At 69.7% G+C, this 21483-nt stretch carries 23 protein-coding genes; 15 read left to right on the top strand and 8 right to left on the bottom strand.

The window, feature by feature from the left end; all coding sequences use genetic code 11:
- The 6 genes from M0R80_17680 to M0R80_17705 all read left to right on the top strand — a co-directional run.
- Positions 1-932: hypothetical protein (locus M0R80_17680; protein MCK9461464.1), on the top strand; the 932-nt coding region annotated here is incomplete at its 5' end.
- 67 nt (positions 933-999) lie between these two features.
- Complete coding sequence (locus M0R80_17685; GenBank protein ID MCK9461465.1) at positions 1000-2094, top strand: hypothetical protein; 1095 nt, start codon at positions 1000-1002, stop codon at positions 2092-2094.
- The gene (gene rapZ / locus M0R80_17690) at positions 2095-2997 is read left to right on the top strand and encodes an RNase adapter RapZ (protein MCK9461466.1); all 903 of its coding nucleotides are present in this window, start codon (positions 2095-2097) and stop codon (positions 2995-2997) included.
- Positions 2998-3118: 121 nt separating this feature from the next.
- A complete protein-coding gene (locus tag M0R80_17695; GenBank protein MCK9461467.1) occupies positions 3119-5041 on the top strand; it encodes an ABC-F family ATP-binding cassette domain-containing protein in 1923 nt (640 codons plus the stop codon).
- A gap of 28 nt (positions 5042-5069) precedes the next feature.
- The gene (locus tag M0R80_17700; GenBank protein MCK9461468.1) at positions 5070-6884 is read left to right on the top strand and encodes a hypothetical protein; all 1815 of its coding nucleotides are present in this window, start codon (positions 5070-5072) and stop codon (positions 6882-6884) included.
- Between the two features lie 19 nt (positions 6885-6903).
- Positions 6904-7671: a hypothetical protein gene (locus M0R80_17705; protein ID MCK9461469.1), complete on the top strand. Its 768-nt coding sequence runs from the start codon at positions 6904-6906 to the stop codon at positions 7669-7671.
- Here M0R80_17705 and M0R80_17710 read toward each other — a convergent pair.
- The gene (locus M0R80_17710) at positions 7658-7831 is read right to left on the bottom strand and encodes a hypothetical protein (protein MCK9461470.1); all 174 of its coding nucleotides are present in this window, start codon (positions 7829-7831) and stop codon (positions 7658-7660) included. The genes M0R80_17705 and M0R80_17710 overlap by 14 nt on opposite strands.
- Positions 7832-7855: 24 nt before the next feature.
- On the opposite strand from M0R80_17710, the gene M0R80_17715 reads away from it, so the two are divergent.
- Positions 7856-8038, top strand: coding sequence for a hypothetical protein (locus M0R80_17715; GenBank protein MCK9461471.1), 183 nt, complete (start codon positions 7856-7858; stop codon positions 8036-8038).
- Between the two features lie 9 nt (positions 8039-8047).
- Here M0R80_17715 and alr read toward each other — a convergent pair whose 3' ends face one another.
- Complete coding sequence (alr, locus tag M0R80_17720; GenBank protein MCK9461472.1) at positions 8048-9190, bottom strand: alanine racemase; 1143 nt, start codon at positions 9188-9190, stop codon at positions 8048-8050.
- Positions 9191-9335: 145 nt separating this feature from the next.
- Between alr and M0R80_17725 the strand changes: the two genes are divergently transcribed.
- Genes M0R80_17725 through M0R80_17745 form a run of 5 tightly spaced genes read left to right on the top strand, consistent with a single transcriptional unit; the run spans position 9336 to position 13569 of the window.
- The gene (locus M0R80_17725; GenBank protein MCK9461473.1) at positions 9336-10361 is read left to right on the top strand and encodes a M50 family metallopeptidase; all 1026 of its coding nucleotides are present in this window, start codon (positions 9336-9338) and stop codon (positions 10359-10361) included.
- Positions 10358-10927, top strand: coding sequence for a TlpA family protein disulfide reductase (locus M0R80_17730; protein MCK9461474.1), 570 nt, complete (start codon positions 10358-10360; stop codon positions 10925-10927). Before M0R80_17725 ends, M0R80_17730 begins: the two co-directional genes overlap by 4 nt.
- 58 nt (positions 10928-10985) lie before the next feature.
- On the top strand, positions 10986-11513 hold the full coding sequence (locus M0R80_17735; protein ID MCK9461475.1) for a hypothetical protein: 528 nt from the start codon (positions 10986-10988) through the stop codon (positions 11511-11513).
- 3 nt (positions 11514-11516) lie between these two features.
- Positions 11517-12494, top strand: coding sequence for an acyl-CoA dehydratase activase-related protein (locus tag M0R80_17740; GenBank protein ID MCK9461476.1), 978 nt, complete (start codon positions 11517-11519; stop codon positions 12492-12494).
- Positions 12487-13569: a hypothetical protein gene (locus tag M0R80_17745; GenBank protein ID MCK9461477.1), complete on the top strand. Its 1083-nt coding sequence runs from the start codon at positions 12487-12489 to the stop codon at positions 13567-13569. Before M0R80_17740 ends, M0R80_17745 begins: the two co-directional genes overlap by 8 nt.
- Here M0R80_17745 and M0R80_17750 read toward each other — a convergent pair.
- Positions 13566-14231 carry a hypothetical protein gene (locus tag M0R80_17750; GenBank protein MCK9461478.1) on the bottom strand — a complete coding sequence of 222 codons (666 nt, stop codon included), beginning with the start codon at positions 14229-14231 and terminating at the stop codon, positions 13566-13568. The two genes, M0R80_17745 and M0R80_17750, sit on opposite strands and share 4 nt — an antisense overlap.
- A gap of 131 nt (positions 14232-14362) precedes the next feature.
- On the opposite strand from M0R80_17750, the gene M0R80_17755 reads away from it, so the two are divergent.
- The 3 genes from M0R80_17755 to M0R80_17765 all read left to right on the top strand — a co-directional run bounded on the left by M0R80_17755 (position 14363) and on the right by M0R80_17765 (position 15772).
- Positions 14363-14680: a DUF4258 domain-containing protein gene (locus tag M0R80_17755; GenBank protein MCK9461479.1), complete on the top strand. Its 318-nt coding sequence runs from the start codon at positions 14363-14365 to the stop codon at positions 14678-14680.
- A complete protein-coding gene (locus tag M0R80_17760; GenBank protein ID MCK9461480.1) occupies positions 14662-14880 on the top strand; it encodes a DUF2283 domain-containing protein in 219 nt (72 codons plus the stop codon). Before M0R80_17755 ends, M0R80_17760 begins: the two co-directional genes overlap by 19 nt.
- Positions 14881-14956: 76 nt before the next feature.
- Positions 14957-15772 (top strand): hypothetical protein, encoded by an 816-nt coding sequence (locus tag M0R80_17765; protein MCK9461481.1) that lies wholly within the window; start codon positions 14957-14959, stop codon positions 15770-15772.
- On the opposite strand, the gene M0R80_17770 is transcribed toward M0R80_17765, so the two are convergent.
- The 5 genes from M0R80_17770 to M0R80_17790 form a co-directional block, all read right to left on the bottom strand.
- On the bottom strand, positions 15750-17093 hold the full coding sequence (locus M0R80_17770) for a TldD/PmbA family protein (protein ID MCK9461482.1): 1344 nt from the start codon (positions 17091-17093) through the stop codon (positions 15750-15752). The two genes, M0R80_17765 and M0R80_17770, sit on opposite strands and share 23 nt — an antisense overlap.
- Positions 17093-18514, bottom strand: a complete 1422-nt coding sequence (locus tag M0R80_17775) for a TldD/PmbA family protein (protein MCK9461483.1) — start codon at positions 18512-18514, stop codon at positions 17093-17095. Before M0R80_17775 ends, M0R80_17770 begins: the two co-directional genes overlap by 1 nt.
- Positions 18511-18813 (bottom strand): hypothetical protein, encoded by a 303-nt coding sequence (locus M0R80_17780; protein ID MCK9461484.1) that lies wholly within the window; start codon positions 18811-18813, stop codon positions 18511-18513. The genes M0R80_17775 and M0R80_17780 overlap by 4 nt, the downstream gene beginning before the upstream one ends.
- A 72-nt stretch (positions 18814-18885) precedes the next feature.
- Positions 18886-19305 (bottom strand): secondary thiamine-phosphate synthase enzyme YjbQ, encoded by a 420-nt coding sequence (locus tag M0R80_17785; protein MCK9461485.1) that lies wholly within the window; start codon positions 19303-19305, stop codon positions 18886-18888.
- Positions 19305-21356 carry a chloride channel protein gene (locus M0R80_17790; protein ID MCK9461486.1) on the bottom strand — a complete coding sequence of 684 codons (2052 nt, stop codon included), beginning with the start codon at positions 21354-21356 and terminating at the stop codon, positions 19305-19307. Before M0R80_17790 ends, M0R80_17785 begins: the two co-directional genes overlap by 1 nt.
- Positions 21357-21483 lie beyond the last annotated feature (127 nt).

Below are 21483 nucleotides of genomic sequence, written 5' to 3' on the forward strand. Positions count from 1 at the left end.
CACCCCCTCCTCCTCCGCCCCCGCCGCCTCCCGGGGATCCCGCGGTCGCGAGCGGCGCGCCGCCGGTGGTCGTCGCGAGCGCCTCGCCGCCCCCGCCGCCCGGGACGACGCCGTCAGCGGTCGGGTACGACACCCAGGCGACCGCCCCGTCGACCGTCGCCCTGAACGCGGAGGAGAAGACCGCGATCGCGCGGCAGCTCGGCTGCTCGGGGTACGTCGACGGCAAGCTCGTCCGGCTCGGGACCAAGATCCGCGTCTCGATCAACCTGCGGGGTCTCGACGGCAACGTGGTCCAAGCCTTGCAGACCGAGGCGAAGACCGAGGACGATCTCGCCAACGCGCTCGAGCGGATCGCCATGGCGCTCGCCGGAGACAAGACCGTCGAGGAGACGTTGAACCTCGACAACGCGACGATGGCCGAGGCGCAGCGCCAGTCGAACCGGTTCCGCATCGAGAAGAACCTCGGCGTCGTGATCGGCCACGCGTTCGGCTTCGCGGATTCGCTCAACTCGTTTACGTTCGTCGCCTTCGACGGGCGGTTCGAGATCAAGGACGCGCTCATCGAGATCAACGGCGGCTTCGCGATGTGCGACGACGTCGACTTCCAGTTCATCATCGACATCGCCGCCGCGTACTACCTGACGCACACGCCGATCTCGCCGTACCTCGGCGTCGGCTTCGGCGTGTTCTTCTTCGGCAACAGGCTCGAGGGGAAGCGCGACTGCAACGACACGGACGGCGACGGCTTCGACGACGACTGCGACTACTCGGACCCGTCGATGATCGGGTGGGAGGTCTTCCCGGCCGTGGGTGTGGAGTTCCTGCGCCACAGCTCGATTCGCCTGCACGTCGATCTCCGGTACCTGTTCGACTTCGCCGGGGAGGCGCACTGGGGGCACGGCCTGGCGATCATGGCCGGCGTCAACTTCTGATAGGAGAAACCGGCCGGCCCGCGTGTCGAGAGGTTGAATCGTCGGAAGAGACAAAGGGGTGTGGACAATGCGTAGAACGGCAGTGGCGACCGGGATTCTCGCGCTCCTCGCCGCGGCGCTCGCGGCCGGGACGGCTGGCGCGCAGAAGGCGTCCCCCGACGGGGGGCGGCTCGTCGTTTTCCCGCTCGTGGGGGTCAACGTCCAGGAGAACATCACGGACGCCTCGACCGAGGTGCTCAAGTCCGCGCTCAGGAACCAGGGGTTCGACGTCGTGGATTGGGAAGAGGCGGCGGCCCTTGCCGAGCTCACGTCACAGCGTAAGGCCGAGATCGCGCGCGGCCTCGGCTGCACGGCGTACATCGACGGCATGCTCGTGCGGCTCGGGACCAAGATCCGCGTGTCGATCAACAAGCGGGACCTAACCGGCAAGGTGATCGACGACCGGCAGACCGAGGCCAAGACCGAGGACGATCTCGTCGGCGTGCTCGAGCGGATCGCCATGGCGTTCGCCGGCGACACGACCGTGGACGAGACGCTCGACCTCGACAACGCGACCATGGCCGAGGCGCAGCGCCAGTCGAACCGGTTCCGGCTCGAGAAGAACTTCGGAGCGATGATCGGCGGGACGTTCGGCATCGGCGAGACGATGGACACGGCGGGCGTGCTCGCGTTCGACGGGCGGCTCGAGATCAAGGATCTTCTCCTGATCATCAACGCCGGCATCGGGTTCTCGGCGGACGACGACTATGACGACTACAGCGAGACCGACGACGAGGACAACGGCGACGACATCTCCGGCGGCTACAAGTACAAGCGGGACACGGACGCCAACGTCCAGGCGTTCATCGACGTCGCCGTGGCGTACTACCTGCTCCACAAGGGCGTCTCGCCGTACATCGGCGCCGGCTTCGGCGTGTACTTCGGCGGCCGCGTCAACAAGGAGGGCGATCGCGCCGGGCTGACCGGCACCGACAACATCAACGGGTGGGAGCGGCCGCCCATGGACTCGGAGATCGGCTTCGAGCTGTTCCCGGTGCTCGGGCTCGAGGTGCTGCGCCAGACGTCGATCCGCGTGCACCTCGAGTTCAGGTACTCGCTCAACTTCGGCAGCGACTCCGCGTTCGGCCACGGCCCGGTCGCGCTCGCGGGCGTCTGCTTCTAGATGGACGAGGCGCGGACCAAGCGCAAGTACACGACCGGGACGCCGCTCCTGATCATCACGGGGCTGTCCGGCGCGGGCAAGTCCACCGCGATGCGCGCGTTCGAGGATCTCGGCTGTTACTGCGCGGACAACCTCCCGCCGGGCCTCATCCCGAGCTTCTTCGATCTGTGCGAGCGCTCCGGCGCCATCGGCGCCGGCGTCGTGATCGCGAGCGACGTCCGCTCCGGCGCGCTGTTCGGCGACTTCCTCGACACGGCGCGGGAGCTCGACGAGGCGGGGGTGGCGTACGGCATCCTCTACCTCGACGCGGCGACGGACGTGCTGATCAACCGGTTCAGCGAGGTGCGGCGCGCCCACCCGCTGGAGCTGCCGCGCTTCTCGATCCAGGACGCGATCGGCGAGGAGCGGCGGGTGCTCGAGGCGATCCGGGCGATCGCGACCTACGTCATCGACACGAGCTCGCTCGACGCGGCCGGCCTGCGCGAGGCGATCGTGCAGACCGTGGCCGGCGACGTCGCGAACAGCGTGCGGCTCAAGCTGCTGAGCTTCGGTTACAAGTACGGCGTGCCCCGCGACGCGGACTTCGTGTTCGACGTGCGCTTCCTGCCCAACCCTTTCTACGTGCCGGAGCTCAAGGACCGCACGGGGCAGGACGAGGAGGTGCTCCGCTACGTCATGTCGCAGCCGCTCGCGGGCGAGTACTTCGACAAGATCGCGGCGCTCCTGGAGCTGACGCTCGACAGCTTCGTCAAGGTCGGGAAGCGCAACCTCACGGTGGCGTTCGGCTGCACGGGCGGGAGGCACCGCTCCGTCGCGTTCGCCGAGCGCATGGCCGCGCTGTTCTCCGAGAGGGGCCACCCGAGCCGCGCCGTCCACCGCGACGCCGCAAGGGCAGGGAAGTAGACCGATCAAGGGACAGAAGGGACAGAAGCGACAGAAGGTTTTGCTTCTCCTGCCCTTTTGTCCCTTCCGTCCCTTTGGTCCCTTCTAGATCTCACACACCTCCCGTGCTAAACGCCCCGCGATGCTCCACGTGAAGGGCATAACGTACCGCGTCGGCGGGCGGACGCTGTTCGAGAACGCGTCGGCGCACGTGCCGGCCGGCAAGAGGGTCGGGCTCGTGGGGCCCAACGGCTCGGGCAAGACGACGCTCCTCCGGCTCGCCCTCGGCGAGCTCGAGCTCGACGGCGGCGCCATCGATCTGCGCGCGCGCTGCTCGGTCGGCACGGTGGCGCAGGAGGCGCCGGGCGGGGAGCGCACGCCTATCGAGGTCGTGCTCGCGGCCGACACGGAGCGCGAGGGGCTCCTCGCGGAGGCCGAGACGTGCCGCGATCCTTCGCGCATCGCCGAGATCCACACGCGGCTCGCGGACAAGGGCGCGCACGCGGCGCCGGCGCGCGCGGCGGTGATCCTCGCGGGGCTCGGCTTCGACGAGGCGGCGCAGTCGCGGCCGCTCCGGACGTTCTCGGGCGGATGGAGGATGCGGGTGGCGCTCGCGAGCGCCCTGTTCGCCGAGCCGGATCTCCTGCTCCTCGACGAGCCGACGAACCACCTCGACCTCGAGTCCGTCCTGTGGCTGCTCGACTACCTCAAGGGGTACCCGAGCACGCTCGTCGTCGTGAGCCACGATCGGCACCTGCTCAACGAGATCGCGGAGCAGATCGTGTGCATCAAGGATCTCAGGCTCGCCTCGTACACGGGCGGCTACGACGACTTCGTGGCCGCCCTCGCGCAGAAGGCGGCGCTCGAGGACGCGGCGCGCGTCAAGCAGGAGGCCGCGCGGGCGCACCTGCAGTCGTTCATCGACAGGTTCCGCGCCAAGGCGACCAAGGCGAAGCAGGCGCAGAGCCGCATCAAGATGCTCGAGAAGATGCGCCCGGTCGCGGCGTCCTCGTCGCGGCAGCGCGTCGCGTTCGACTTCCCCGAGCCCGCGGCGACCGCGTCCCCGCTCGTTCGGATGGACGACGTGGCGGTCGGCTACGCGCCCGGCGCGCCGGTGCTCAGCGGCCTCCACCTGAGCGTGTTCGCCGAGGATCGCGTGGCGCTGCTCGGCGCGAACGGGAACGGCAAGACGACGCTCGCGCGCCTGCTCGCGGGATCGCTCGAGCCCGAGTCCGGGCGGCTCACGGCGTCGTCGAAGCTCGTGGTCGGCTACTTCGCCCAGGATCACCTCGAGCAGCTGGCGCCGGATCGCACCGCGTTCGAGCACATGCGCGCGGCCATGCCGCCGGAGCTCCCGCAGGAGAAGGTGCGCGCCTGGCTCGGCCGGTTCGGGTTCGCGCAGGAACGCGCGGAGGTCCGGGCCGCCGGGCTCTCCGGCGGCGAGAAGACGCGGCTCGCGCTCGCGCTGATCGCGGTCGAGCGGCCGAACCTGCTGATCCTCGACGAGCCGACGAACCACCTCGACGTCGACGCGCGGGAGGCGCTCGTCGAGGGGCTCAACGCGTTCGGCGGCGCGATGATCCTCGTGTCGCACGACAGGCGCCTCATCGAGGCGACGGTGGATCAGCTGTGGCTCGTCGAGGGCGGATCCTGCGCGCAGTTCTTCGGCGACATGGACGACTACCAGGCGCGGCTGCTCGAGGCGCGCGCGTCGCTCAGGCAGGCCGCGCGGCGGGCCGCGGGCGGGACGGACGCTTCGACCCGGCCGAACCGCAAGGACGGGCGGCGGTCGGCGGCCGAGATCCGGGCGCGGCTCGCACCCTTGAAGCGGTCGGCGGCCGACGCCGAGGGCGCGCTCGAGGCGCTGATCGAGGAGCGCGCGGCGATCGAGGTGGAGCTCGCCGATCCGTCGACGTACGGCGCGCTCGACCGGGAGCGGATCGCGGCGCTCGGAAGGCGGCAGCACGAGCTCGTCGATCTGGTCGCCGCCGCGGAGGAGCGCTGGCTCGTCGCCGCGGACGCGCTCGAGCGGGCGGAGTGCGAGGCGACGGACTCCGAGCTGTGATATACCTTGAGCAGATCGGAGGCATCCTATGGACAAGATACGCGAAAAGATGCAGGTGGCGCTCGTGGCCGTCGTGATCCCGGCCGCGGTGGGGTCCTTCCTTTCCATCACCTGCTCCGAGGACTCGGTCCCGGGGAGTGACGGCGACTCGGACTCGGATTCGGACTCGGACTCGGATTCGGAGGCGCTGCTCTCCCTGATCATCGAGCCGCAGGATGTGACCCTCGTGGTGGTGAACGGCGAGGTCCAGCAGCAGGCCTACACCGTCACCGGCGAGTACGAGGACGGGGATCCCGTGGATTTCACGGAGGAGGCCGTCTTCGAGTTGTCGGACGGGAAGCTCGGCGACTTCGAAGGCAACCTGCTGACCACATCCGATCAGTTCGGGGGCCAGGCGGTCGTCTCCGTCCAGATCGGAGAGACCGTCGCCGAGGCGCAGGTGACGGTCGTCATCGAGTCGGTCTTCATCGGCGAGGGTGTTCCCGAAGGCGTCGAAGAGCTCTTCGACGGCACGGACGACCCCGCCAGGGCGCCGGCGATCACCTACCCCGCCGACGGCGTGCTGCTGCCCCCCAACTTGGCCGACGTCGGGTTCTTCTGGGACGGGGGCGCGGGGAACGACGTGTGGCGCGCGCGGTTCGAAGGGCAGTACAGCACCATCGACGTCTACCTCGCGGCGACCTCCTACGTTCCCGTCGAGCTGGCGTGGAGCCAGATCATCCCGGCAAACGGCGGCCTCGAGCCGGTTCAGCTCACGGTCGCAGGCACGTCCACGTCCGATCCGGCGACGGTGGGCACGTCCGAACCTTTGGCGTACGCGGTCGCCGAGGAGTCGGTGGAAGGAGGGGTGTACTACTGGGCCGCCTCGAGCACCGTCGGCGCGGACTACGGCATCTTCCGGTTCGACTTCGGCAAGCCGGAGGTGGCGGCGCAGCCGGTGTACACGACGGTCGAGACGGCGGGGCGCTGCGTCGCGTGTCACGCTCTCCGGCACGACGGCACGGCGATGACGGTCAACTACGACGGCGGCGGCGGCCCGGCGGATCTCATCTCGGTCGCGGATCAGGTGTCGATCCTCGAGGAGGAGAACGCGTTCTGGGCCAACTTCGAGACCTTCTCCCCCGACGACGCGTACCTCCTGACGGTGTACGAGGGGATCTTCACGCTGAGAGACGGCGACACGGCGGCGCCGATCGAGGCGCTGCCCCTCGAGTACGTCACCTACCCCGACTGGTCCCTCGACGGGGGGACCATCGCCTTCACGCGCTGCACGCGCCCGGCGGAAGGGTTCTCGGACTGGGGGTTCCGCGGGGGGCAGATCGAGACCATCGCCTACGACGGCCCCGGCGGGTGGGGCGAGCCGACCGTGCTCGTCCCGGCCGAGGTCGACGGCGTCAACTACTACTACCCCGCGATCAGCCCGGACGGGGGCTGGGTGATCTACAACCGCTCGACCGAGTCCGACACCGACGTCGGCGCCGGCGACAGCTACTCGGACAACGACGCCACCCTGCACGCGATCGGCGCGGACGGGGAGAACAACCTCCCGCTCGCGCGGGTCAACCTCACGGGGGAGCTGCGCACCTCGTGGGCCAAGTGGTGCCCGTTCGTCTACGAGTACAAGGGGGAGCCGGTGATGTGGTTCACCTTCTCCAGTATGCGCAAGTACGGGAATCTCCTGACCGACGGGCAGAACCCCCAGTTGTGGATGGCGGCGTTCAGCCCCGCCTTGGCCGAGGGCGGAGAGGATCCGAGCTGGCCGGCGTTCTACCTGCCGTTCCAGGACATCACCACCAACAACCACATCGCCCAGTGGACCGAGATCGTGGTGGACATTCAGTAGCGGGAAAGGATGGCCGCTCATGATGCTGGACAGAAGGCTTTCTCTCGCGGTCGTCGCCCTGTGCGCCGCCCTCGCCTCGTGCGAGTCGTCAGGGGGCGCGGGGGGCGCCGGTGACGCGGACGCCGACACGGACACGGACACGGACTCGGATGCGGACACCGACGCGGACACCGACTCGGAATCGGAGGACGCAGGGGAGTGCGCGCCCGACTGCGGGGACAAAGAGTGCGGCGACGACGGGTGCGGAGGGTACTGCGGGACGTGCGTCACTCCCCCGGCCGACGTGTGCCTCGACGCCGGAGTGGTGGATCATTTCGATCAGGACCAGGTGGGGATCTGCGAGATCTCCACGTGCGTCTACCTCGACGTCGTGTATTCCTGCCCGATCGGATCCTCGTGCGCGACGGACTATTGGGGCACGTGGGCCTGCGCGGGCCAGACGCCGATCGGCAACCTGGAGTCGGCGGCGGACACGAGCATCTCCGGTTGGGCTTGTGACGCGGACACGCCGTGGACCTCGATCGGCGTCCACCTCTACTTCGATTCGGTGCCGGGCGATCCCAGCCCGATCGTTCGGGCGATCTTTGCGGAGAACGTCTCGGAGCCGGGCGTCAACGCCGCGTGCGGCGGCGGGGACCACCACCGCTTCGCGTTCGTCCCGGACGGTCCGCTCATCACGCAGCTGGCGAGCGGCCTGCACACGGTCTACGCCTTCGGCATCAACTCGGACGGGGTCGGGGGAAACCCCCAGATCTCCAACTCGCCGCTCACGTTCACGATCCCGTGATCGCGGCGGACACCCTCGAGCGCGCGGAGCGGGAAGAGAATCCCGAGCCGTAGCGTCCCGGCTCCGGCCTAAAATCCGACCGATCCGGCGGATCCGACCGATCGGTCGGATCGATCACCGCGCACTTCACGCCGCAGCCGTCCGCGGCTACAATCGTCACGTTCAACAACGAGGAGAAGTTGCGATGACCTCGGCCCGTGACGACAAACGGAGTGGTACCCGGCGACGCAATCGCTCGCTCGCTGAGCGCAGCGTAGGATCTTCGGACACGTCGCCGGCCTCGCCCCTCGACATCCCGGCCGTGCCCACCCGTCTGAAAAAAGGCGAGCTCGTCGCGATCATCCGCGAAGGTCGCGAGCGGCGGTGAGCCGATCCGTTACTCCACCACGATCCGCGGGGCGCCGGGGGCGGCGCGGGTGACGATCTCGTAGTTGATGGTGCCCGCGAGGCGGGCGAGATCCTCGGCCGTGACCGACTCGTCGCCCTGCGAGCCGAGCAGCACGACCTCGTCGCCCTCGGCCGCGCCGGGCACGTCCGACACGTCGATCATCATCATGTTCATGCACACGCGGCCCACGACCGGCGCCCGCACGCCGCGGACGATCGTGCGCGCCGCGTTGGAGAGCGAGCGGTCGTAGCCGTCCGCGTAGCCGACCGGCAGCACCGCGAGCAGCGTCGACCGCGTCGCGCGGAACGTGCGGCCGTAGCCCACGTAGTCGCCGGCCACGACGCACTTGATCTGGGCGATTCGGGTCTTCCACGTCATGGCGGGCCTGAGCCCCAGGCGGTTGCGGCCGAGCGCGTTCGCCGAGACGCGCGTCTCCTTCGAGGGCCACAGGCCGTACACGCCGATGCCGGCCCGGACGAGCGCGTGGTGCGTCTCCGGGAAGAGGATCGCGGCGGCCGAGCACGCGGTGTGCGGCATCGGGATCTCGACGCCCGCGGCGCGCAGCCCGTCGAGCACCTCCAGGAACCGCGCCTTCTGCTTCGCGGCGTAGGCGTGCTCGGTCGTGTCCTCGATGTCCGCGAAGTGCGTGTACGCGCCCTCGACCACGGCGCCGGCCGCCTCGAGCAGGCGGACCGCGCCCGGCAGCTCGCCGGCCAGCATCCCCTGCCGGTTCGTGCCGGTCTCGACCTTGACGTGGACGCGCGCCCCCTTGGCCCCGGGTCGCGCCGCGATCGCCGCCGCGGCGATAGGCGACGCCGCGGTGAGGCGCAGGCCCGCCGCGAGCGCCCTATCGAGCGCCGCCTCGGGTACCGGGCCGAACACGAGGATCGGGGCGTCGATCCCCGCCTCGCGCAGCGCGAGCCCCTCGAGCGCCGAGAACACGCCGAGCCAGTCCGCGCCCGCGCCGAGCGCGATCCCGGCGACCTCGCGCATGCCGTGCCCGTACGCGTCCGACTTCACGACCGCCATGAGGGCGCGGTCCGGTCCCGCGATCCCGCGGAACGCGGCGACGTTGTTCGCCACGGCGCCCGCCGAGATCTCGATCCACGTGTTCGCCATCGACGCGTCCAAAGGGGGCCTCCTCCGTCGGCCGGGAATAGCAGCTCCCTGCTTCCCGTCAACCGATCTCGGGAACGCCGCGTCCGGCCGCCCGAATTCCGGGACCGCGCGTCCCGGCGTTTCTCGACAACGCGCGATCGGGGGGTTACGAACGTTCATGAGCATCGCCATTTCGATCATCGCGCTCGGCCTCCTCATCGCGTTCCACGAGCTCGGCCACTACGCCGCCGCGCGCTTGGTCGGCATGCGCGTGCTGCGCTACTCGATAGGCTTCTTCAAGCCGATCCTCTCGTGGACCTCGAAGAAGACGGGCATCGTCTACCAGGTCGGGATCCTGCCGCTCGGCGGCTTCGTGCAGATCAAGGGGATGAACCCGTTCGAGGAGGGCGCGTTCGAGGATCCGGACTCCTACCAGACCAAGTCCGCGTGGCGGCGCGCGGCCGTGATCGCGGCGGGCCCGGCGGCGAACTTCGCCCTTTCGTTCGTCGTCCTGTGGGCGCTGTTCGCGATCGGCGGGCCGATGGAGGTGGACGAGGCGAGGGTGGGCGCGGTCTCGCGCGGCGGGCCTGCGGAGCGCGCGGGCCTCGAGCCGGGCGACCGCGTGATCGAGCTCGACGGCCGCCCGATCTCGACGTGGGAGGAGCTCTCCTCGAACCTCCACGAGAGCCCGGGAAAGCGCGTCGAGCTGCTCGTCGAGCGCGGCGAGGCGCGCCGCACGATCGCGGTCACCCCGGAGGACAAGGGCGGCATGGGCCTCATCGGCATCGGCCAGCCGTCGGTCCTCGTGCGGTACCCGGTGCACGGGGCGGCCGGCGCCGCGCTCGGGCAGTGCACGAGCTGGATCTCGATGACGTTCGCCGGTCTCAAGAGCTGGATGACGGAGGAGGACTCGGCGATGTCGCCGGTCGGCCCGGTCGGCATCGTCAAGATGGCCGCGAGCAGCCTCGACGTGGGGCCCGCGCACTTCATCGTCTTCGTGGCGTACTTGAGCGTGATGCTGTTCCTGTTCAACCTGTTCCCGCTCCCCGCGCTCGACGGCGGCCGGTGCCTCGTGCTGCTCGGCGAGACGATCACGCGCCGCCGCCTGAACCGCACGATCGACGCCTACGTCAACACGGCGGGCTTTTTCCTCGTGCTCGGCCTCATCGCCGTGATCACGGTGAAGGAGGTCTTCTTCGGATGAGCGGCGGGGCGAAAAGCCCGGCCAGGCCCCGCGGCCGCGCTGGCCGGGCCGTCGCGCTCGTCGCGATCGCCGCGGCGATCGCCGGGCTGTTCCTCGTCCAGCTCACGGGCGGCGGCAAGCTCCCCGAGGGCGCGGTGGCGCCGGCGTTCTCCCTGCCCCGTGCGGACCGGGCGGGCGAGCGCGTCGAGCTCGCGCTCCTCCGCGGCAAGGTCGTGGTGCTCGACTTCTGGTCCACGACGTGCCCGCCGTGCCTCGCCGAGATGGACGAGCTCGAGACGCTCCGGCGGCGCATGGGGCCGCGCGGCGTCGAGGTCGTCGGGATCTGCGCGGGCGGCGAGCCCGTCGACGAGGTTGCGCGGTTCGTCCGCGGGCGCGGGGTGTCGTACCCGATCGCCGTGGACGAGGACGGCGTTGCCGCCGCGGCCTACCGCGTCCGCTCCCTGCCCACGCTCTACGTCGTGGACGCCGCGGGCCGCGTGACCGCCGGCCACTCAGGGTTCTGGGCCGAGGACGACATCGCGGCCGCCGTGGCGGACGCGCTCGCCGCGCCCGGGGCGAATCGGTGAGCGGCCGGGCCGCGTTTCGGGTAGAATGCGGCTCCCTTTCTCGACGACGAGGTGGAGCATGAAGAGCGCGGCGGCGGTGGCGATCCTTCCTTGGGTGCTCGCGGCGGGGCTCATGGCGTGCGGCGAAGACGAGCGCGGGCGGGGGACCGGTGAACCGGGCGACATCCAGGTCAGCGCGGATCAGGAACAGGCGATGTGCGACATCCTGACCACGACCGTCGGCACGGGGCCGATCCCGGTCACCACGGGCGCGGACATGGAGAGCGCGCCCGGGATCGACGCGCAGCCCGGCAAGAAGCCCGTCACGCTCACCGACTTCGAGGGACAGAACGGCGGCTACCTGCGGCTCTCGATCGACCCGGCGAACGACACGCCCGTGTTCATCATGTTCGACGACCCGATGCCGTTCGAGGTCGTCCGGGAGGACGGCGAGGTCGTCGACTTCGACGACGCGGCGGAGGGCTCCGATCTGTGCGACGCCGCGGCGGGCCGCTACACGTGGTGGGTCTCGGGCAGCGAGAACTACCTCCTGTTCGGCCCGACCGAGCAGCTGAACTTCGATCTCGTGCTCGAGGTCGTCGACTGATCCATGCGCTACGCGGCCGATCCGCCTTCGCGCCGCGTCCGCCCCGCCGGCGGGCGGATCGGGGTGCCGCGCTCCTTGTGCTACGACGAGCTGCGGGCGTTCTTCGACGCCGCGCTCTCGGCGCACGGCTTCGAGGTCGTGCACGCGGCGCGGAGCTCCGCTGCGACCCTCGCGGCGGGCCTCGCGCGGTGCGTCGACGAGGTCTGCTTCCCGCTCAAGGTGTTCTTCGGGCACGTCGCGGCGCTCGCCGACGGCGGAGTCGACACGGTGCTCGTGCCGCGCATCGTGTCGCTCGCCAAGGGCCGCAACCTCTGTCCGAAGTTCCACGTGCTCCCGGATCTCGTCGAGAGCGCCTTTCCGGAGCTCTGCGTGATCGCGCCGTACGTCGATCTCCACCACTCGAGGCGCGTCGATCTCGCCCTGCACCTCGTCGACGCCATGCGGCCCGCGCTCGTCGAGCTCGGGGCCTTCGACTCGCGATCGAAGGGGCGGCTCGCGGACGCGTGGCGCGCCGAGTGCGCCCGCGCCGAGGCGCCCGCCCCCGGGGGCGACGCGGTGCGCGTCGCGGCGATCGGCCACCTGTACGCGGAGCGCGATCCGTTCCTCGGCGTCGGCGTCGCGCGCGAGCTCGGGCGGCTCGGCGCGGTCGTCGTGGGCAGCCCCGAGATCGTCCCCGAGGCCCCGAGCGCGATCGAGGACGGGATGTACTACGAGCCCAACGTCCGTGCGGCGCGGGCGATCGAGCTCCGGCTCGCCGAGGGGGCGGACGGCGTCGTGCTGCTCACCTACTTCGCGTGCGGCCCGGACTCCTACGCGGCCGACGTGATCGTGGGCCGGTTGAAGGCGCGCGGCGCCCGCGTGCCCTTCCTCCGCCTCATCCTCGACGAGCAGACCTCGTCCGAGGGGCTCGTCACGCGGCTCGCGACGTTCGTCGACGTCGCGCGGCTCGGGCGCGACTTGCGCGGGGGCGGCCGTGCTTAGGATCGCGACCTCGCAGATCGGCCACCTCTCGGTGGGGATGAAGACGCTCGCGCACGAGCTGGGCCACGAGTGGGTGGATCCGGATCGCCCGGGGCTCGACGGCCTCGTGCGGACGCGGCGCCTCTCGCCCGAGTACTGCTGCTACCCGTTCCGCCTCGCGCTCGCCGACTGCCTGAGCGCGCTGGACAAGGGCGCGGACACGATCGTCTTCTTCGGCGGCAAGGGGATCTGCCGGCTCTCCATGTACCAGCTCGCCCAGCAGGAGATCCTGCGCGGAGAGGGGCGCGGGTTCCGCGCGCACGTCGTCAGCGGCAGCATCCGCAAGAGCCTGTACGGCGTCCTGCGCGAGGAGTCGCCCTACCGCGACTCTTGGACGTACACGCCGCGGACGTTCCTCGGCTTCTGGAAGTTCCTCTACAAGCTGAAGGTGATCGAGAGGTGGCGGCGGGCGCTGCTCGAGGTCCGGCCGTACGCGCGCGATCAGGCGGCGGTGACCGGGGAGTTCGGGGCGCTCGTCCGCGAGCTCGACAGGACGCACGGAGCGTTCCGGATCTGGCGCCTCGCCGGGCGCGGCGCGCGGCGGCTGCGCGCGATCCCGCAGGATCGCGGCCGGCGGCTCCCGAAGGTCGGCGTGATAGGCGAGTCGTACGCGTGCATCGACGAGTTCACGAACCGACGGATCGCGGAGCGGCTCAACCGCATGGGGATCGAGGTCGTCTCGCCGATCTCCGAGTACCAGTTCATGAAGGTGGTGACGCGGATCTACTACAAGACGGAGCGCAGGCTGATCGCGAAGGCGCGGCGCTTCTTCAAGGCGCCGGGGGGCGGCGACTCGCTGCTCTCCGCCGCGCACGCGATCGAGTTCGCCGAGAGCTGCGACGGGATCCTGCACCTCTACCCGTTCACCTGCATGCCGGAGACCTCGGTGCGCCAGGTCGTAGAGCCGTTCCTCCTCGGCAAGGGCGTGCCGTACCTTGCTTTGAACCTCGACGAGCAGACGAGCGAGGAGGGGTTCGCGACGCGCGTGGAGACGTTCGCCGACGTCGTCAAGCTGCGCGCGGCCCGACGGGATTAAACCCAGTTGTTGCAGTGGCCGGGTTGGCCGACGCAGTAGGCGTCGCACGGGCAGGGCTCGGAGCCGACGCAGCTGCCGCCGCCGCAGTCGTCGTCGGTCCAGCAGGCCGGGAACTGGAGCGCGCCGTGGCAGGTCCTCGGCCCGTCGTCGAGCTCCATGCAGAAGTAGTTGTCGTCGCAGTCGCTCTCGTCGTCGCAGCAGCCCATGGCCGAGGTCGCGCAGACGCCGGTCCCCTCCCAGCTGCAGTCCATGTCGCAGCCGCAGACGAACGCGCCGGCGCAGAAGTCGCCGAGCTCGCACTCCTCGGTGATCCAGCACTCGCCCTCGTCGGCCGGGATGACGCACTCGCCCTTGCCGTCCTCGCCCGACCAGTTCGTCGGCATGCAGACCGTGCCTTCGCTCTCGCACGGGCACTCCAGCGCGCAGCAGTACGAGGGCAGCTCGTCGCAGGTGAACGTGTCGGTGTCGGAGTCGGAATCGGCGTCGGTATCGGCGTCCACGTCCGTGTCGGCATCCGCATCGGTATCCGTGTCGGAGTCCGTGTCGGAGTCCGTGTCGGCATCCGGGGCGCCGGTGCCGGCGTCGCCGGTGCGGTAGCAGCCGCCGGCAACCGCGAGCGCGCACGCGAACGCCGTCGGCAATGTCCTGTTCCAGAGCTGCATTCGCCCACCTCCTGAATGTCGATGGGTATTCTACACCATGTCCAACTCATCCGCTTCCGCCGCCGAGCCACACGGCTCTGAAATGGAAATAAGGAATCCATGCTATCATCCGTGACGAGAAAGGGGGCGACGTGCAGGACTACGCCTTCAACGTGACCACGCCTCTGGGCTTCGACGTGCACTGCACGGCCGAGTACTGGAGGTTCATCTCCGAGGTGAAGCACCCCGCGCTCGCAGGGCACATGGATCGAGTTGTTTCCGCCCTGGAAAAACCGGACGAGGTTCGGCGCAGCACGAAAGACCCGGACGTGTATCTGTTCTACAGCGGGAAGACGCCGCGATGGATGTGCGCGGTAACGAAACGCGAGGGAGAGTCGGGATTCCTGGTCACCGCGTATCCGACCGACTCGATGAAGATAGGAGAATCGATATGGCGAAAGTCAGAGTGATCCACGACACGACCGGGCACACGCTCACGGTCTGGCTCGACGATCCGGGCAAGGAGCACGTCTGCGAGGAGACCTCCGAGGAGGCGATCCTGATGAAGGACGCGGACGGGCACATCATCGGCTTCGAGCTCCTGCACTACCTCCCCAACGAAGCGGACGGCGTCCTGAGCGTCGAGTCCGTGGTGCGCGCCGCATCGTGACGGAAGATCCTCCTGCCATGCCGTGGAGGTCAGATATTCTAGGAGCGGGATGACCTCTTGAATCCGGAGAATCGTGATGAGTGAGACGAAGAAAGTCCTGCTGATCCTTCCGTTCATGGTCGCGTTTGTCGGGGGCGGGATTGTGTGGTTCGGTGTCGAGGCGGCGGACGTCAGCGCGACGACATGGGTGCTAAGAGTCGTGTTCTCACTGACGACGATTGGGACTTTAACACTGCTGATCTGGGGGATGACCAGACGAGACAAAGCGCCGGATTTCCTTCGCAGGATGTTCGGTGCTTACTTCGAACGGAACGGTTTGTGTTTTGCGATTGACCCGATCGTCATTGAGGGAGTCTTTGCGTTCAAGATATGGTTTCAGAATAAGTACGACCGCCGGTGCACAGGGCGCGTGCTCATTTCCCCGAGCCGAGACTTTTTTCTGAGAAAACAAATCGATCATGTCCTTCATGTCGGCGTCGAGGTCGGTCCTGGCGCGCTGCTCAGCGTGATCGCTCCGTTTGCCATTCCGGAAAGCGCTCAGGGCAAAAGCACAACACTCTCCGTGTCAGCAGACGTCGACTATCCTGAGGGGAAGGGCAAACTGATTCGCTTTCGCGACGGCATGACCACAGGTGCGATCCGAGGGAAGATCGACCTCATCATCGACGCCATCGGACCATTTGTCCTTCAGTCCTACAAACCGGCTTCGTTGAAACTGGTCTTGCCGAAAGACGTGGCGGCAGCGGTACCCGATGGGTGCAAGCCGAAAGTGGAGACGCTCTGGCAGATCGGTGAGGATGTGAATCTGTTCGATTCCGACCGTTATCGGAAATCACAAGCTGATCCCACCTGGGAGAGGTCGAGCGGGATCACTCTCCGCCCGAGCCGCTGAGCTGCACGGCGTCGAAGACGAGCGTCGGGGAGCGCAGCGATCCGTAGGGCCAAGGATCGTTCCCGGCAGCGGCGAGCCGCTTCCACAGCTCCTTGTGGTTGCCCGCGATGTTCATCTCGGCCACGGCCCGCGAGGGTGCGCCGTTCTCGATGAGCGTACCGTACACGCCGAGCGAGAAGTCGCCGGTCGTCGGGTTCGAGTTGCCGCCCACGAAGCCGCGCACGAGCAGCCCGCGCCCGACGTCCTGCATCAGCTGCCCGGCGCCGCGTGCGCCGGGCGTCACGACGACGTTCGACGACCCGCCGCAGGTCGGCGGCCGGCCGAGCTTCTTCGCGTAATAGGTGTCGAGGTAGAGGCTCTCGAGCACGCCGCGCGTGAAGAGCGGCATGCGGCGCGTCGCGATCCCCTCGCCGTCGAAGAGGCGCGAGGCGCCACCGCCTCGGAGGAACGGATCGTCCACCACGTCGAGGACCGGCGAGCCGACCGCGGTCCCGAGCGCGCCCGCGAGGAACGACTGCTCCTGCTGCAGCGCGCGGCCGCCGAGCGCGGCGAGCAGCTTGCCGAGGAGCCGGCCCACCGCGCGGTTCTCCACGGCGATCGGGAGCACGGCGGTCTCCATGGGCGCGGCGCCGAGCTTCCCGCGCGCCCGCAGCGCGGCGCCCCGGCCGATCTCCTCGGGCGAGGGGAGCGCCGCGAGGCTGCGGGTCGACGCGTACTCGGAGTCGGACGGCCGCTTGTCGCCCGCGTCCGAGAGGGAGACCTCGGCGTAGACGCCGAAGCGCGTGCCGCGCTTGCCGGCCGCGAAGCCGTTCGAGTGCGCCTGGAAGAGATCGCTCTCCTCGTCCTCGAAGCCCGCCTCCGCGGACACGGCCGCGCCGCCCGCCTCGGCGAGGGCGGCGGCCTCGGCCCGCGCGGCGAGATCGTGCCGCTCGGCCGGGGTCAGCGCGGCGATCGACGGATCGTGCGTCCCGAGCTCCAGCTCGCGCCGGCCTTCGTAGAGCGCGGGGTCGGTGATCTCGCGGAACGGATCCGGCGTCGTCGCGCGCACGAGCGCGACCGCGTTGTCGAGGAAGCGGGCGAGCGCCTCCTCCCGCAGGTCGTTCGTCTCGCACGCCGAGTACCGGCCGCCGTCGTAGAGGTACAAGGAGAGGCCGCGGCGCGAGGACTCCTCGACCTTCTCGGCGCGCCCCTTGCGGTACGTCACCGACACGCTCCGCGATCGCGCCGCGATCGCCTTGACGTCCGCGACGCCCCGCTTCCGGGCCCCCTCGATCGCCGCGGCCGCGGTCCTCTCGAGGTCGAGCGCGCCCGGGTTCGCCATCAGTTCACCCCGCCGACGGTGATCGACCGCACCTTGACCGTCGGCAGCCCGAGCCCGACCGGCACCGACTGCCCGTCCTTGCCGCAGGTCCACGTCCCCGGATCGATCGCCCTGTCGTTCCCGACCATCTCGATCCTGGCCAGGCTGTCCGGGCCGTTCCCGATGAGGTTCACGTCCTTGATGGGCGCCGTGAGCCGGCCGCCCTCGATCAGGAACCCGGACTTCACGTAGAAGCTGTAGTCGCCGCCGCCGATATCCACCTCGCCGTTCGCGAAGTCGACCGCGTAGAGGCCGCGCTCGACCGAGCGGATGATCTCCTCCGGATCGTGCGGGCCGTTCTCCATGGTCGTCACCCGCATCCGCGGCAGCGGCGCCGAGCGGAAGCTCTCGCGGCGGCCGTTCCCGGTCCGCGCCACGCCGTAGTGCGCCGCGCTCAGGCGATCGTGCAGGTACGACACGAGCACGCCGTTCTCGACGAGCGCCGTGCGCTGGCCGGGCGTGCCCTCGTCGTCCACGGCGATGGCGCCGCGCGCGCCGGGCTCGAGCGCCGAGTCGACGATGTTCACGAAGTCGGCCGCCACCTTCCTGCCGAGCATGGTGCAGAACAGCGACGTGCCCTTGCGGTTGAAGTCCGCCTCGAAGCCGTGGCCCATCGCCTCGTGCAGGAGGATGCCGGACGTGGCCGGCGCGAGCACGACGGGCATCTCTCCCGCACGGGGAACGCGCGCGTCGAACAGCGCGAGGGTGCTCGCCACCGCCTTCCCGGCCAGCCCGTCGAGGAACCCGTCCGCGTACATCTCGACGCCGAGCCGCCCGGCCGCGGAGTGCGAGTTCGACTCCACGCGATCGCCGCGCCGCGCGGTGCAGGAGGCGTAGATGTAGGTCATCGGCCGCGTGTCCTCGACGCGCAGCCCGTCCGAGTTCGCGATGAGGATCGCCTCGTCCTCGTCCCCGAACGCCACGCCGGCCCGGACGACCGCCGGATCGGCGCCCGCGATCGCCGCGCCCACCCGCTCGACGAAGCGGATCTTCTCCGCGGCCGGGATCTCGGCCCACAGCGGCACGGGCGCGTAGAGCCTCGGCAGGGCGACCGTGTGGATCGCGCCCTCCGAGGCGGTGCGCGGCCCGCGGGCGATCGACGCGGCCGTCTCCGCCGCGAGGAGCAGCGAAGGCTCCGTCAGCTCCTCGGTGAAGGCGTAGCCGGTCTGATCGCCGACGAGCGCGCGCACGCCGATCCCGAGCTCCACGCCCGTCGACGCGCGGTTCACCTGCCCGTCCTCGAAGCCGATGGCGTCGCTCACGCGGTGCTGGGCGAAAACCTCCGCGAACTCGGCGCCGCGGTCGAGCGCCCTCGAGACGACGCGCCCGAGGAGCGCCTCGTCTAGCCCGAAGCGAGATGCGAAGTATCCGCGTGAGATCACTGCCCGCCGTCCATGCCGCCGTCGACGCCGCCGTCGGCCTCGGTGTCGGTATCGGTGTCGGTATCGCTATCGGTATCCGTATCCGTATCCGTGTCGGCGTCGGTGTCCGTGTCCGAATCCGTATCGGAGTCCGAGTCCGAGTCCGCGTCCGTGTCGGCATCGGAATCGGTGTCCGAGTCCGAATCGGCGTCGGTGTCCGGCGGCGGCGTGACGGGCCCGGTGAGGCAGCTCGTCATCGATACGAAGAACAGCAGCGCGACGAGAGCCGCGGTGAAGATGATGGACGGGGATGCGCGCATGGCCAATACCTCGAATAAGATTTGCTAAACGATCATAGCCCGTTTGGTCGTCCTCCGCTCCGATATTTTCGGTCACTCCCCGAGGACGTGGAGGTGGAGCTCGCGGAGGTGCGGGCGTGCGCGGTGCTCGAAGAGATAGATCGCCTGCCAGGTGCCGAGGACCAGCCGGCCGCCCGACACCGGGACGCCGAGCGACGTGCGGGTGAGCGCGGCCTTGAGGTGCGCCGGCATGTCGTCCGGCCCCTCGTCGTCGTGGCGGTACAGCCCGCGCCCTTCCGGGGCGAGCTTCGCGAAGAACGCCTCGAGATCGGCGAGCACGGTCGGATCCGCGTTCTCCTGGATCACGAGCGACGCCGACGTATGGCGGAGGAACGCGGTCAAGAGGCCGGTCGCGATCCGCTGCTCGGCGAGCCACGCCTCGACGCGCTTCGTCACGTCGACGAGCCCCTTGCCGCGCGTCTCGATCCGGATGCGCGTCCCGGCCTGCCGCATCACGCGCCCACCGCCTTGCGGAACGCGTCGATCGCCTTCTCCGGCCCCACCGCGACGAGGATCTCGCCCAGCGCGAGCCGCCGCTTCGGATCCGGCGCCAGCCGCTCGATCCCCTCCGGCTTCTTGAGGCGGATGCCGACGACGTTGATCCCCGCGGTCTGGCGCAGGTCGAGCTCCCGGAGCGTCTTGCCGGCGATCACGTCGCTGACCACGATGAGCGCGAGCACGTGGCCCTCGGGCAGCTCGACGAACTGCGCCTCCTCGGGCCGGCCGTCGGCCATGAACGTCATGCCGAGCGCCTGGTCGTGCAGGATCTCGTGCTCGAAGAACATCATCAGATCGTATCGCGTCACGCACCCGACGATCGCGCCGTTCTCCCCGACCACCGGCAGCGCCTCGACGTCCATCCGCGCGAAGAGGCCCATCGCGACGTCGAGCGAGTCGTCCAGGTTGAGGGAGGCGACCGGCGCCCTCATGACGTCCGCGGCGACGAGCCCCGCCTCGTCGAAGCCCGACTCGCCCATGATCGACTTGAGGTGGCCGAGGCCGATCACGCCTATCGGCCGCGAGTCCGCGTCCACGACGAACTGGCTCGGCATCGAGCCCGAGAGAGCGCGCTGCATCACGTCGCTCACCGGCGTCGTGGGCGGCATCGTCTCGACGTACGGCCTGAGGATCCGCCGGATCTTCGTCGCGTGGACGTGCTCGGCCTCGGACGAGCCGCGGAGCCGGACGCCGCGCCGCGCGAGCGCGGTCGTGAAGATCGACGTCGGCATCACCCGCGCCGCGAACCCCGAGGCGATCACGCAGGTGAGCATCAGCGGGAGGACGATCATGTAGTTGGAGGAGAGCTCGAACAGCATGAGGATCGCCGTGACCGGCGCGTGCGTCGTGGCGGCGAGCACCGCGCCCATGCCGACGAGGGCGTACGCGCCGGAGTCGGCGGTGTAGCCGGGGAACAGCCGCTCGGCGACGAGGCCGAAGGCCCCCCCGAGGCACGCGCCGATGAACAAAGACGGCGCGAAGACGCCCCCCGAACCGCCGGATCCGAGCGTGAAGCCCGTGGCCACGAGCTTGAGCAACACGAGCGCGGCGAGAACCCCCAAAGCCTCGCGGCCGTGCAGCGCGTCGTTAATCGTCTCGTAGCCGACGCCGAGCACGTGCGGGAAGAACACCGCGATGCCGCCGACCACGGCGCCACCGAGCATCGGCGTGAGCCAGCCCGGGATCGGCGCGCGCTCCCACAGCTCCTCGAGCGCCGTGATCCCCTTGGTGAACGCGAGCCCGGTGAGCCCGGCCGCCACCCCGAGCGCGATGTACAGCGGCAGCTCCACGGCCGGGTTGACGAGCTCGTACTGCGGCGCCGGGACGAACGGCTGGTTCCCGAACGCGATGCGAGACACGACCGTGCCCGCGACCGACGCCACGACGATCGGGCTGAACACGCTGATCGACGCGGAGCCGATGATCACCTCGATGGCGAGCATCACGCCCGCGATCGGCGCGTTGAACGTCGCCGCGAGCCCGGCCGCCGCGCCGCATCCGAGCAGCACGATCAGCTTGTTGCCCTCGAGCCCGAGCGTCTGGCCGACGGTCGAGCCGATCCCGGCGCCGATCTGCACGATCGGGCCCTCGCGGCCGGCCGAGCCCCCTGTTCCGAGGGTGATCGCCGAGGCGATCGTCTTCACGATCATGACCCGCCGCCGCATGCGGCCGCCCCTGTTCGTGACCGCGTTCATCACCTCGGGCAGGCCGTGGCCGCGCGCCTCGCGGGCCAGGAAGTAGATGATCGGGCCGACGACGAGGCCGCCGGCCGCGGGCGCGAGCGCCTTCACGTACCACGGCGCGGCCTTGAGCGCGGCGAGACCGCCGCCGCCCGCGAACGAGATCTCGGTGATCCGCTCGATGAGCCAGCGGAAGAAGATGGCCCCCAGGCCGCCGAGCACGCCCACGATCGCGGCGAGCACGAGCATGTACACGTTCTCGCCCACGAGCCGCTCGACGCGGCGGCTCGCCTGCTCGATGACGGGAAAGCGCTTCGGGGCTTCCACGCGGGACTCCTCGCCGACCGGCCAAGCCGGTCGCGTTCTTTATATGGGGCGGATCCGATAGTGGCAAGCTGCCCCATTTCGTTCCATCTTATTCATGTTTTGAAACGCACGTCGTATGCGGAAGCGA

It is taken from the genome of Pseudomonadota bacterium, from assembly GCA_023229365.1.
In the GTDB taxonomy this organism is placed as follows: Bacteria; Myxococcota_A; Polyangia; order JAAYKL01; family JAAYKL01; genus JALNZK01.